General features: G+C 42.2%; 11 protein-coding genes and 1 pseudogene. 5 read left to right on the forward strand and 7 right to left on the reverse strand.

From position 1 onward, the window contains the following. The first annotated feature begins 119 nt into the window (after positions 1-119). From DESOR_RS25790 to DESOR_RS25805, 4 genes and pseudogenes are all read left to right on the forward strand, one after another. Entirely contained in the window at positions 120-611 is a 492-nt protein-coding gene (locus DESOR_RS25790) for an NADH-quinone oxidoreductase subunit NuoE family protein (protein WP_014187541.1), read from the forward strand. Positions 612-649: 38 nt separating this feature from the next. Continuing rightward, a pseudogene (locus tag DESOR_RS25795) lies at positions 650-2,533 on the forward strand (NADH-ubiquinone oxidoreductase-F iron-sulfur binding region domain-containing protein). Positions 2,534-2,557: 24 nt separating this feature from the next. After that, positions 2,558-4,300: an NADH-dependent [FeFe] hydrogenase, group A6 gene (locus DESOR_RS25800; RefSeq protein WP_014187542.1), complete on the forward strand. Its 1,743-nt coding sequence runs from the start codon at positions 2,558-2,560 to the stop codon at positions 4,298-4,300. 192 nt (positions 4,301-4,492) lie between these two features. Continuing rightward, positions 4,493-5,257 (forward strand): tRNA threonylcarbamoyladenosine dehydratase, encoded by a 765-nt coding sequence (locus tag DESOR_RS25805; protein ID WP_014187543.1) that lies wholly within the window; start codon positions 4,493-4,495, stop codon positions 5,255-5,257. On the opposite strand, the gene DESOR_RS25810 is transcribed toward DESOR_RS25805, so the two are convergent. The 5 genes from DESOR_RS25810 to DESOR_RS30485 form a co-directional block, all read right to left on the reverse strand. Next, on the reverse strand, positions 5,231-5,794 hold the full coding sequence (locus DESOR_RS25810; RefSeq protein ID WP_014187544.1) for a DUF5317 domain-containing protein: 564 nt from the start codon (positions 5,792-5,794) through the stop codon (positions 5,231-5,233). The genes DESOR_RS25805 and DESOR_RS25810 overlap by 27 nt on opposite strands. Beyond that, on the reverse strand, positions 5,785-7,089 hold the full coding sequence (locus DESOR_RS25815) for an HD-GYP domain-containing protein (protein WP_014187545.1): 1,305 nt from the start codon (positions 7,087-7,089) through the stop codon (positions 5,785-5,787). The genes DESOR_RS25810 and DESOR_RS25815 overlap by 10 nt, the downstream gene beginning before the upstream one ends. A gap of 333 nt (positions 7,090-7,422) precedes the next feature. After that, on the reverse strand, positions 7,423-8,073 hold the full coding sequence (locus tag DESOR_RS25820) for a hypothetical protein (RefSeq protein WP_014187546.1): 651 nt from the start codon (positions 8,071-8,073) through the stop codon (positions 7,423-7,425). A 106-nt stretch (positions 8,074-8,179) separates the two neighbouring features. Beyond that, on the reverse strand, positions 8,180-8,359 hold the full coding sequence (locus tag DESOR_RS31100) for a hypothetical protein (protein ID WP_427854222.1): 180 nt from the start codon (positions 8,357-8,359) through the stop codon (positions 8,180-8,182). After that, entirely contained in the window at positions 8,347-8,535 is a 189-nt protein-coding gene (locus tag DESOR_RS30485; protein ID WP_042331693.1) for a hypothetical protein, read from the reverse strand. Before DESOR_RS30485 ends, DESOR_RS31100 begins: the two co-directional genes overlap by 13 nt. Positions 8,536-8,691: 156 nt before the next feature. Between DESOR_RS30485 and DESOR_RS25830 the strand changes: the two genes are divergently transcribed. Further along, on the forward strand, positions 8,692-9,192 hold the full coding sequence (locus DESOR_RS25830; protein WP_014187547.1) for a gamma carbonic anhydrase family protein: 501 nt from the start codon (positions 8,692-8,694) through the stop codon (positions 9,190-9,192). An 8-nt stretch (positions 9,193-9,200) separates the two neighbouring features. Here the strand turns inward: DESOR_RS25830 and DESOR_RS25835 are convergent, their stop codons facing one another. Continuing rightward, entirely contained in the window at positions 9,201-10,820 is a 1,620-nt protein-coding gene (locus tag DESOR_RS25835; RefSeq protein ID WP_014187548.1) for a bifunctional diguanylate cyclase/phosphohydrolase, read from the reverse strand. A gap of 45 nt (positions 10,821-10,865) precedes the next feature. Beyond that, on the reverse strand, positions 10,866-12,680 hold the full coding sequence (locus tag DESOR_RS25840) for a SpoIIE family protein phosphatase (protein WP_014187549.1): 1,815 nt from the start codon (positions 12,678-12,680) through the stop codon (positions 10,866-10,868). Positions 12,681-12,695 lie beyond the last annotated feature (15 nt).

Consider the following 12,695-nt stretch of genomic DNA (forward strand, 5'->3'; position numbering starts at 1 on the left):
CCAATATTAATATCCATAAATTTAAAAAATCTGACTAACCTGTACGTAAATCTTGGAAAAATGGGAACTATAAATCATGTTTATCTTTACAAATAAAGGGGAATTAAAGGAGGACTCTCATGTGTAATAATAACACGTTGATTAAAGATCCCTATAAGCAGTTGGATGATTATATTGACAGTCTCCCTTATAAAAAAGAGAACCTTATTTTGATTCTTCATTATGCTCAAAAACTTTTTGGCTACTTGCCTGACAAGGTTCAATGGCATATTGCCCAAAAGCTGGACATACCTTCTGCCAAGGTCTATGGTGTGGTAAGTTTCTATTCATTCTTTACTATGAAACCCCGCGGACAGCACTCAGTAAATGTCTGCATGGGAACCGCCTGTTTTGTCCGAGGTGCTGAGAAACTTCAAAATGAAATAGAAAAACAACTTTCGATAAAAACGGGACAAGTCACGTCGGATCAGCTTTTTTCCTTAGATTCTGTGCGCTGTATTGGTGCTTGTGGTTTAGCCCCTGTCATGACGGTGGATGGAAAAGTACATGGCCGCTTAAATACTTCTGAGGAGATAAAACAAGTCCTTGATAATTATCGCCCCACAAACTAACTAAATTCTAGAACCGTTGCCAAAGGAAGGGAAACCATATGAAACTCAAAGACGCCGCTGTACTAAATACTCTAAAAATGGAGAGCAAGCCCCTGCTGGAAAATCGTCGTATCTCAGCTCCAACGACAACTCAAGAGGCTCTTAACAAGCCCCGTCACATTATGGTCTGCGGGGGAACGGGTTGTCATGCCTCGGAAAGCCCTGAAATCTTTCGTTTATTGAAGGAAGAGCTGGAACGGCACCAATTATCCAATCAAGTAGAAGTCATCCAAACCGGGTGTTTCGGCTTCTGCGAAAAAGGTCCGATTGTGGAAACTCACCCAGATAATATTCTTTATGTCGAAGTTTCCAGCAAAGACGTGCCGGAGATTATTGAACAACATTTTGTTCAAGGAAAACAAGTTGAACGACTTCTTTATATGGATCCCAACACGGAAAAGCGTTTTGCTTCTGACCTTCCCTTTTATCATAATCAACTCCGGATTGCCCTGCGCAACTGCAGCTACATTGCTCCTGAGGACATTCGTGAATATATTGCTGCCGATGGATATCAAGCGTTGGCTAAAGTACTTTTTCAGATGACACCAGAGTCGGTTATCAATGAAGTAAAAAAAAGCGGCCTGCGCGGGCGAGGGGGCGGCGGATTTCCCACGGGCCAAAAATGGGAATTGACACGCAAAAGTGAAGCGAATCGACGCTACATAATTTGTAATGCGGACGAAGGAGACCCTGGTGCTTTTATGGACCGCTCCATCCTTGAGGGGGATCCTCACAGCGTTTTAGAAGCAATGCTGATCGCAGGGTTTGCCATCGGGGCCAATCATGGATTCATCTACATACGCGCGGAATATCCCTTAGCCATTCACCGCCTGGAAGTAGCCATTAAGCAAGCTCGGAAGTATGGATTGCTTGGAGAAAAAATTCTAGGCAGTGACTTCTGTTTTGACCTGGATATCAAATACGGGGCGGGAGCCTTTGTCTGCGGTGAAGAAACGGCCTTAATTCATTCCATTGAGGGGTCCCGCGGCGAACCTTCGGTCAAGCCGCCCTTTCCTGCTCAAAAAGGCTTATGGGGCAAACCCACTTGTGTCAATAATGTAGAAACCTTTGCCAATATACCTCCCATAATTTTAAAGGGAGCAGATTGGTTTGCCGGCATTGGCACAGAAAAAAGTAAAGGAACCAAAGTATTTGCTTTAGCAGGAAAAGTAAACACTGTCGGCCTTGTTGAAGTCCCTATGGGAACAACCCTTCGTCAAATCATTTTTAATATCGGCGGGGGGATAAAACACCATAAAACTTTTAAGGCAGCTCAAACCGGGGGGCCCTCCGGCGGCTGCATCCCTACGAAATATTTAGATACCCCCATTGATTATGAGTCCTTAATATCCATCGGCTCCATGATGGGCTCCGGCGGGCTGATTGTTATGGATGAAAGCGACTGCATGGTTAATATCGCCAAATTCTTCCTGGAGTTCACCGTCGATGAGTCCTGTGGCCGCTGCACTGCCTGCCGAGTCGGTACAAAACGCCTGCATGAAATACTGACTAAAATCACTGAAGGCAAGGGTTCCTTAGATGATTTAGACAGTTTAGAGAAATTGTGCAAAATCATTAAGGATACTTCTCTTTGCGGTCTTGGCCAAAGTGCACCTAATCCTATTCTTTCAACATTAGAGTATTTTAGGGATGAGTATTTGGCCCATGTCGTTGATAAATCCTGTCCGGCAGGAGTATGCAAAGGTCTGTAGAGATATACGATTACGGACAAATGCAAAGGATGTACTCTTTGTGCTAAACACTGCCCTGCCAACTGCATAACCGGTTCTGCCAAAGAGACTCACGTTATTGATGAAGAACGCTGCCTAAAATGTGGAGCATGTATGAAAAAATGCCGGTTCGGTGCTATTATCAGACATTAATTGCTCCTGAAGGAGGACTCCATTGTGGATGTACAACTAACAATCAATGATATACCTCTTACTGTTCCGGAAGGAATGTCCATCTTGGACGCTGCCCGCACCATCGACATAGACATTCCAACCTTATGTTACCTTAATCTTCACGAGATGAGAATGAATAATCATATTGCCTCTTGCCGGGTCTGCGTCGTAGAAGTCGAAGGGCGGCGCAATTTAGCCCCGGCCTGTTCGACTCCTGTCTTTGACGGCATGGTAGTAAAAACAGATTCTTTGCGTGCCGTACAAGGCAGGCGAACCATGGTCGAACTCTTGCTTTCAGACCACCCGAAATCCTGTTTGACTTGCTCTAAAAATTTAGACTGTGATCTTCAAGCACTTGCCGCTGATTTAGGGATACGGAATATTACCTATGAAGGGGAAGAATCGGAGTATGAAATTGATAAATCCAGCTTAGCGATCATTCGCGATCCCAATAAATGTATCCGCTGCCGGCGCTGTGAAACCATGTGCAACGAGGTTCAAACTGTCGGGGTCTACTCAGCTGTAGGCCGCGGCTTTGAAACTGTGGTAAAAACCGCTTTCGATTTGCCGCAGCACGAAACCTCTTGTACCTTCTGCGGGCAGTGTGTAGCCGTCTGCCCAACCGGGGCCTTGATGGAATTAGATCAGGTAGACAAGGTGTGGAAAGCCCTTAACGATCCAAACCGCTTTGTTATTGTTGAAACGGCACCGGCTGTTCGTGTCGCCCTAGGCGAAGGGTTCGGCTTAGAACCCGGGACAATAGTCACCGGAAAAATGGTCGCTGCCTTGCGCAGGCTAGGCTTTGACCGTGTTTTTGACACAGAGTTTGGGGCAGATGTGACCATTATGGAGGAAGCAACAGAGTTGATTCATCGTCTGGAACATGGAGGCCGCTTGCCGATCCTTACCAGCTGCTGTCCTGCCTGGGTTAAGTTTTTTGAGCATCAATTTCCGGATTTATTGGACATCCCCTCGACATGCAAATCCCCTCATGAGATGTTGGGTGTCCTTTCAAAAAGCTATTATGCCGAAGCTTATGGTATCGATCCTAAAAAGATAACTGTTGTCTCTGTTATGCCCTGCATTGCTAAAAAATACGAAGCTGCCCGCCCGGAGCTTGGCCAAGACCCGGTGACCCCAGATGTGGATATCGTAATCACGACCCGAGAACTCTCTCGAATGATTCGCGAAGCGGGCATTCATTTTGAGCATCTTAAGGATGAAGAATTTGATCACCCCTTAGGGGAATCAACAGGAGCAGCTGTGGTTTTCGGCACAACCGGCGGAGTTATTGAAGCGGCCTTGCGAACCGCCTATGAATGGCTGACAGGACATCCTTTGGAAAACGTAGAATTTGAACCTCTACGGGGAATGGAGGGAATCAAAGAAGCTGTTATTCCCATTGGTGAACGTGACTTTAAAATTGCAGTCACCCACGGGTTAGGAAATGCCCGAACCATTCTTGAGAAAATCCAAGCAGGAGAAAGCCATTATGATGCTATCGAGATCATGGCTTGCCCCGGGGGATGCATCGGCGGCGGAGGTCAGCCTTATCATCATGGGAATCTGGAAATCCTCCAAGCCCGGGCTAATGCAATTTATCAGGAAGACCGCTCCAAACCATTGCGAAAATCTCATGAGAATCCTGCTGTCATCAAGCTTTACAATGAATACATCGGCAAACCATACGGAGATAAAGCACACGAATTACTTCATACCAGTTTCACTCAGCGCCCAAAAATCTAAACCAGAAAACACCGGGGACGGTTTTCCTATCATTAATGACAGGAGAACCGTCCCCGTGTCTGCGCCTGTGTCTGCGTGTCAGTCCTCGTCTGCACAAATTTTAGTTCATTTTGCATCGACCTGCCAACTACTATATTTAAATGTTTAAGGTTATGATAAACTCTATAAGAAAATCTAAACATGGAGGAAACGATGCAGCACGAATTCTCAAGAACAGAACTACTAATTGGTCAACGCGGTTTGGAAAAGCTTAGGCAAAGCACAGTTATGATCTTTGGCATCGGAGGGGTCGGGTCTTTCACTGTAGAAGCCCTGGCTCGTGCCGGTATTGGACATTTAATTCTTGTCGACTATGATGAAATTTGCCTTACAAATATAAACCGTCAATTACATGCCCTTCATTCTACGGTAGGCCTGGCAAAAGTTGAGGTAATGAAACAGCGAATCCTTGAGATAAACCCTCAAGCTAAGGTTGAAGCTATTAAAAAATTCTATTCAGCGGCAGATGCCGACTTTTTCCTCAATCAAACTTTAGACTATGTAATTGATGCCATTGATACTGTTTCCAGCAAGGTAAATTTAGCGAAAGAATGTTTACAACGTGAGATTTCCTTTATCTCCAGCATGGGGGCAGGAAATCGTCTTTCCGCTCAAAACTATCGGGTCTCCGATATTTCTAAAACAAGCGGAGATCCTCTGGCCAAGGCTATGCGCAAACTATTACGCAAAGAAGGCATTAGCAAAGGAATCAAAGTTGTATTTAGCCCGGACTCTCCGCAAACTCCTCTCTCTGCGGCGTCCGAGTGTCAAACAAACTGTATCTGCCCAAGCGGAGATGCCCCCTGCGCAGCAAAACATCAAATTCCCGGGAGCATCTCCTTTGTACCCCCTGTCGTTGGCCTGCTCCTCGCAGGAGAGGTTATTCGGGATTTACTTAACACATTGGGTTCTGAGTGAATTCTTTTGTTTAGTCAGCATGGTCCTTAAAACTAATAAGAATACCCCGATATCAATTAAAATATCTCCAATACTAAACATTTGTTTTAAGCCAAATATATTTATATAAAAGCGATCTGCCAGAATAGGCAAGCAGGTCATTGATGTCATCAAGCCATGAGTGCCTTGGCCATGAAGCAATGCTTCTCTGCTTTCCTCCGGAAGGAGCATCGGGTCGACGGGCATAACTCCTCCATTAATGGCAATTACAAGGGTATTCAGCAAAATTCCCAGGGCAATCCACCTCATACCTGGGCAGGCTCTGTTACGATATGTAAACAATAATAATAAACAATAAGACCCTATACTAAGAAACTGGCTGGTCCACTCGGTGCCTAACCCTACTTCCCTGACCGCTGCCCAATACAGACCACTTTGTATGATAAGAGCGACAGGGACCAACCATGGTTCAGATAAAGAGAGCTGGCCCAATCGGCTAAGCTTCCCTCCGCACATCTTACTTACTGCTAAAGCAATCAATAAGCTCTCTATGAGCATACTTCACCTCGTACATTGACTATCTGCAAACGTTGCTCGGAACTAACCCTTTGAGCGACTTCAATTGTAACCACCCTACAGAAAACCTCTACCAACTCAGGATCCAACTGGGTTCCGGCAACTCTTTTCAACTCCGCTACAGCCTCATCATGACTGCTGCCTTTCCGGTAACTCCTATCTGATGTAATCGCATCATAGGTATCCGCAACCGCAATAATCCGCGATTCTAGTGGTATCTGCTCTCCTGAAATCCCATCAGGATATCCCTTCCCGTCAATCCGTTCATGATGGTGACGGACTACTTGCCCTATATCAAATAAGAATTTAATTCCTTTAATGATGGTTTGTCCAATAACAGGATGGCTTCGAATAGCTTCCCACTCTACATCAAGGAGTTCGCCCTCTTTATTTAAGATGATTTCACTTACCCCAATCTTACCGACATCATGCAGCACCGCCGCATACTTAAGAAACTCAATTTTTTCCTCACTCATCTTGATTCCTTCAGCTATTGAGACTGCTAGCTTCGCTACTCTCGCTGAATGACCGCTAGTATAAGGATCTTTGGCCTCTAAAGCTTGAACTAAGGCTTCAATGGTATTGAGATAGTTATCACGCATATCTATATAAAGCTGAAACGCATGACGAGAGATTAAAAGCGGGATAAAGAGTAAGAGAATCCCTAGCGCACCCTGATCTGTGTATATCAATGCCAGTAAAAACCCAAGAGGAACAAGTGCGACAAAATTTGGTACAGCCCATCGAAAATTAACGAGCCATAATGACCAAGGACTCTTATTGGAAGCTATCCCCAATACTACAGCAACAATTGTCATATTCATAATCATGTAGATTGTCGCTGCTATAAAGTAAAACAAAATCGATCTAAATTCAAATTGATAAAAAGTAATTTTAGAATAACTAATTGCAACATGAGCCATGGATAAAGATATCACGTATTGTGATGCATTAAACACTCTTTTATAAAAAGGTTGCTCTAAACCAGCTTTGCCAAAAATAAGAAGACCCGACAAAGCCATCGCTGTTAAAGTCACTCCTAAAGGAAATAAAATTAAAGAAGAAAGAAAAATGGAATAACTAACCGTTACGTACCCCCCTTTTGGCAGGGCAACTGGCAGAGATTCCGAAGCAATTGCAAGAATCGCAAAGATTAATAGATTAATAAGTTGCGGTTCATTCCAATCTGTAATGATAATATTCCATATCAATATCACGGTGGCGGACGTAACGATTAATGCAAAAAATAGTTTTAGTTTTATCGATTTACTTTCCATTTGCCACCTCATTATATATTTGGCCGACACTTACAATTAAAACTCACAGCTACGTAACCCATTTGAAAGTGAGTTATTCCATTAACTTTATTTTCTCAGTAATAGGCATTACCACTTAAAGGTCGCGCCACCGGCGAGTACGAGAGTAATAAGAACAGAAATTGCTTTTAATAATTTGTTCATTGCGGTAAACCTCCTTAATTTTTTTCTAAAGGAATTGTTTTACCGCTTCGCTCTTTTTCCGTTCCGCTGTTTTTTTCCGCTTCGCTATTGGAAAATTAAACAGTGTACTCTAAGATCTAATTGTTAAGTTGGTCGGCCAAAGTTATTAAATTAAGGGTTATTGAGAAACTCCAATTTCCGATTGACTGCATCCAGGGTCGCCTTAACAACAGCCTCCCTGTCATCATTTCTGACAATGGCACATCCTGTAAGAGATTGTTCTCCCGCCGAGGCAATTAACGTTATAGAAACTAAGGCAATCTGCTTCTTAGCCAACTGTATAATGCCGACATCTTCAGTGACAAATATAAATTTGCTTAAGGTGAGAGGCTCCAAGGCTTTAAGAGTGGCTTCAACAAACAGTCTCAGCTTATTATGTGAAGATGACGGTCCTGCAGCAATCCCTTCAATTAACTTATCCCCTTTTAACAATTCCACTTTTACTTCTGCCATTCCATTAACTGTCCTAAGGGTTACACCCACTAATTTAAGTCGAGACACCTCTTCAATTCCAGATGCCCCTTCCTCATCTTCAACTTGAGCGACACTAATCTTTTTATGGTCGACCTGTAAATCAAATTGAGCCGCCAAAATAGTTTCAATATCTCTAACAATCTGTTTAGGTGATCTTCCTGATTCTGCAAGAATATGTACTTCCTCAATTTCCCCTTGCACATTAACATTGATTCGAGCTGCAACTACCGACTTAATCTGCTTTATAGCCCGCTCCCAATCCTTAAGCGAATAAAGCGTTTCTGACATGAAAACACTCCTCAGTATCTCGATTCCTTTTTAAGTACAATAATGAAGTTTTTCGACATCTAATTGCATTTTCCTTTATTCATGTATGTTAAATGCAGCAAAAGACTTAACTTTTCAAAATATAGTGTTTAGGTAATATATTCTGTTTAACATGATAAAAAGATTTAAACCCTAAATAAAAGAAGCTAACAATTAATGAGGATATCCCGGTGAATTGAGACTTTCCGATAACTATCTCCATTCCCTGACTGATACCCTGTTCCTCGGTAAGACCTACGCTTGCCAATTCTGGTGAGGTATAAATACAGCTAGGTACAACCCTATATTCATCTGTTTTTGGCCGCCCATGTTTTCACTTCTCATTAGGCCTAATAAGATCATCTCAACGGTTAGTGCAACTAAGGCATATTTCGTGTAAGTGACTTTACGTTTGTCACTTAAGGACGGGTTAATTGCACCCATACATTTTCATAACACTAGCTCTTCCCTTCTTGATAAATTAATTCCTGTTAACAAGTACCACTAATGCAATTATCATTCCAAGCGCTAGCATTTCATTCCGGACAACTTTATAATTAACACAAAAAGATCTTATTTACATATGGAGGTAACTAAATTATGGCTGATCATATGAAAAAGCCCCAAATCGCTGATAGTGTCTATTTTGCAGATGGCTGTAAACTAATCGGAGACATCCAAATTGGTGAGCAATCCAGCGTCTGGTATAACTCGGTTATCAGAGGTGATCTTTCGACAATCAGCATCGGCAAATGTACAAATGTCCAGGACCTAGTCGCTATTCATGTTAACAAAAATCAACCCGTAACCATCGATGACTATGTGACCGTCGGGCATTCTGCCATTCTTCACAGTTGCACCATTGGCAAGGGCTCCCAAATAGGAATGGGCGCAATTGTTCTTGATGGGGCTGTCATCAGCGAGGAAACATCCGTAGCGGCTGGAGCTCTGGTTACGGGAAATAAAACCTATCCCCCCCGGGTCATGCTAATGGGAGTACCGGCACGGGTAATCAGAGAACTTACAGACAAAGAAATATCGCTCATGCGTGAAGCCGCTGAACGATACGTTGCTAAAGCCCAAGAAGCGATGAAGTCCTGAGGGAGAACTTATTTTCCATTTAGGACCTTCATAATAAAAACGTCCGTCAGGTGTGGATCAAACTGTTTGCCGTGTTCCTTTTTGAGCTCATTGATAGCTTCTTCCTGTGATTTAGCCAAGCGATAAGGCCGGCTATGAGTCATTACGTCAAAGGCATCCACGATGGCAATTAGCCTTGACAGTAAAGGAATTTGATCTCCTTTCAGACCTCGGGGGTAACCCGTTCCATCCCAGCGTTCACGAAGAGCCAAAATTGCATCCGCCACTAATAATTCATCAATTGCCTGTGCCATGCGGAAGCCGATTTCACTATGTCTCTGCATAATTTCCCATTCGTGTTCAGTCAATCCGCTGCCCTTGCCAAGAATTTCGTTAGGAATCCCTACCTTGCCAATGTCATGAAGTCTTGCCATTAAACTTAAATTATCCAGGTCGAGCGATCTTGGACTTATCTCTGCAGCCTGAGCTAAGCTGGCAGCAAGCCGGCCAACTCTTTCAACATGTCCGGAATCTTCAAAGAATCTTGTATAAAGCTCTTTTTCCACACTCAAGATCAGCCTGCGCCGAACTTCTTTGCTTTTTTGCACTTTATCACTGTACATTCTATTTTCGGCCATGCCAAATAAATCCGAGATATTTTTTGAAAAAACCTGTTGGGTTGCCATCCCTAAGGAAACGCTAAGTTCTGTGGGCAGCCCTTCTTGTTGTTTACAACTTTCAGTGATTCGTTCTGCAACCTTAGCACACGCCAAACTGTCCGTTGATGGTAATAGAATCAAAAATTCATCTCCACCCCAGCGGGCTACTATGTCCACTCTGCGGGTAGAATAGAGAAGGACTTTTCCCAGACCCTTCAGAAGCAAATCTCCTTGTATATGGCCAAAAACATCGTTAGCTAATTTTAAGCCATTTAAATCAGCCATGATTACACTAAGAGGAAAATTACTCTCTGTCTGGAATTCCTCCAGCCACTTTTCGATATAGGCCCGATTGTACAGACCTGTAAGTTTGTCATGAAAGCTAAGGAAAGCCACTTGCTCCTGTGCTTTATAATTTTCCGTCACATCGGTAATTATTAACATGCATAAAGGGTCATCATCTTCATAATTCGGTGGGATTGGCTTTAACTTAATAGAAAGAAAACTCTCTCCTCGTTTAATGATTTTCGGCAATTGACTGATGTAATATTGCTGAGTTTTATGATTTTCAGATTCCAAAACACTTCGAAAAACTTCAGCAAACAGGTTATTTTGTTCATCATCCTCACTTTTAAGCAGGTCAAGAATATTCATCCGATTAATTTTAAAACCAAAGATTTTATCGCATTCTGCACTATATTCGCGGTTGATGATTAAATCCCGACCAAAGGTGAGAAAACCTTGTCCCGCATTATCCAGGATATTTTTAATCTCATTTTCCCTCTGCAACAGATTTCTAGCCTGAATATCGCTGATTTTAAAAATTCGGCGTGTAAAGGTTAATAATTTTTCATAATTATTGACCATTAACTGATAATCTGCAAGGAGCTCATTTCCTTCAAACTTTCCTTCAGCCAGATCCAATAAGGCCATCTCAAGCACTTGAAGTTCTGTACTAAATAATTGTCTCTGAAAGTCTCTATCAATCATAAGAGAAATCCTTCCTCTTTCTGGTTTAACTAGTCTTTAGGTCTCTCATACCCTAAAACTAAGAACTGTAATATCATCCCTCTGAGGTTCTTCATGGCGATAATCCAATAAAGCCTGTTCAAAGAAATGACGTTCTTCATCACTATTATGATGGCTGAACTCTTCCATCAATTCTATGAATCGCTGGCGGCCAAAGGAATGGTTTTTAAGTCCTCCATTCTGATCAAGGAATCCATCCGTCGTAATGTAAAAGGAATCTCCTTCACATAGGTCAATCTTTGTATCTTCAAAGCTTTGATTAGGATCTGATTTCAAATAGCCGATACTGTGACGATCCCCTTTAATCCTGTTGACCCCAGCTTGATTTTTATGGTAAAGATCAATCTTAGCTCCCGCAAATAGCAATGTGTTTCCTTCTATAATGCATATCCCAATATCTAAACCATCATCTGTGATGCATGTCCCCTGCTTATGAAGAGCAGACTTTATTCTGAGATTTAATTCTTTGATTATCTCGCTAGGGCTATTGTAATATCCATCCTGAATAATGTCGTTCAAAATTGGAGCAACGGCCATGGTCATCAAAGCTCCTGGTACACCATGCCCTGTACAATCCGCCACCGCTAAAATAACCTTATTGCCTGATTTCCTCAGCCAATAAAAGTCCCCGCCCACAACATCTCTCGGCAGCCATAGGACAAAGCTGTCTTTAAAAGCGTCCCTCATTTCTTGACCTGAGGCGATGATTGTCTCTTGCAATTTTTTAGCATAGTCTATGCTATCCATTATCTTAAGGTTTTTTTCCTTAAGTTCCTGAGTCCGTTCATTAACCTTTTGTTCCAGCTCTTCACTCAACTGGATCGCCCGTTTTAAAGGATTGGCAATTCGGCTTGAAATTAAGTAAAAAACAAGAGTCACTAAAACAAGAGCCAATAAGGTGGTAAGAATCGTATTTGTCATAATCGACGTCAGAAATCCAACTGTTTCCTTTCTCGGGACCTGGATGACTAACTGCCAATCCGTCGATTGGAGACCTTGGTGTACAAGGTCAATAATCTCACCTTCAGTGTTTTCGTACTCGATAACTTCCGGTTGATCAGAACCTTGATTTACCCTATTTAAAACCTTTTGACAAATATCTGCAGGCAGTATATCCCCTAACTGTCGACCACGATCATCTAAATTAGCTGCCAGGTAAATTCGACCTGATTGGTCAACCAGCCATATAGTGCCAATTTCTCCAAACTTATAGGATTTTAATTCCTGGGAAATATCATCAAGATCTAAGCCAACTCCTGTAACCCCCAGGGGATCCTCCGGATTACCTAATAAGGCATTAATAAAAACAAAGGTATTATTCCGTTCTTTATTATAATCAATATTAATGGAGATAGGTTTTTTAGTTTTAATCGTATCAAAAAACCATTTATCCTGAGGATTCGTTTCCGAAAGCTTCCCTACCACTCCGTTTTCTGCCCAATAATTGTGAGTTACAGCACTGGCTAAAAAAGTATTGCTGTAATCATATTCTGTAGCAATTCGATTCAATTTTTCCTGGGCTAATTTTTGAGTTACAATGTCCTTTTCTCCATTAGAAACCCATTCAGAAAAAAATGGATCCTGAGCCATGATTAATGATGTCTCTTTAGCCCTTGATATTCTACCCTCAATTTTTCCAGCTGCAGATTGAATGATAAAAAATAAGTCCTTAGTTTTGAGCTTTTCAGTAACTTCCTTCTTGGTGATGTTATAACTTAAGTATCCCGTTAAAAGCATTGAAATTGCAATACTAATACAGGCTAACAAAATAACCCACATTGTGTTTTTATCATATAAGGCAGTTCTTTTTATCTTGTTCACATTCTCACTCCTGTT

It is taken from the genome of Desulfosporosinus orientis DSM 765, assembly GCF_000235605.1.
GTDB classification, from domain to species: Bacteria; Bacillota; Desulfitobacteriia; order Desulfitobacteriales; family Desulfitobacteriaceae; genus Desulfosporosinus; species Desulfosporosinus orientis.

Bases quoted from the DNA above. Each gene is read 5' to 3' on its own strand.
- DESOR_RS25815 (WP_014187545.1), bottom strand. From the start codon at position 7,089: ATGGAAAGTAAATCGATAAAACTAAAACTATTTTTTGCATTAATCGTT.
- DESOR_RS25790 (WP_014187541.1), top strand. From the start codon at position 120: ATGTGTAATAATAACACGTTGATTAAAGATCCCTATAAGCAGTTGGAT.
- DESOR_RS25805 (WP_014187543.1), top strand. From the start codon at position 4,493: ATGCAGCACGAATTCTCAAGAACAGAACTACTAATTGGTCAACGCGGT.
- DESOR_RS25820 (WP_014187546.1), bottom strand. From the start codon at position 8,073: ATGTCAGAAACGCTTTATTCGCTTAAGGATTGGGAGCGGGCTATAAAG.
- DESOR_RS25835 (WP_014187548.1), bottom strand. From the start codon at position 10,820: ATGATTGATAGAGACTTTCAGAGACAATTATTTAGTACAGAACTTCAA.
- DESOR_RS25810 (WP_014187544.1), bottom strand. From the start codon at position 5,794: ATGCTCATAGAGAGCTTATTGATTGCTTTAGCAGTAAGTAAGATGTGC.
- DESOR_RS30485 (WP_042331693.1), bottom strand. From the start codon at position 8,535: ATGGGTGCAATTAACCCGTCCTTAAGTGACAAACGTAAAGTCACTTAC.
- DESOR_RS25830 (WP_014187547.1), top strand. From the start codon at position 8,692: ATGGCTGATCATATGAAAAAGCCCCAAATCGCTGATAGTGTCTATTTT.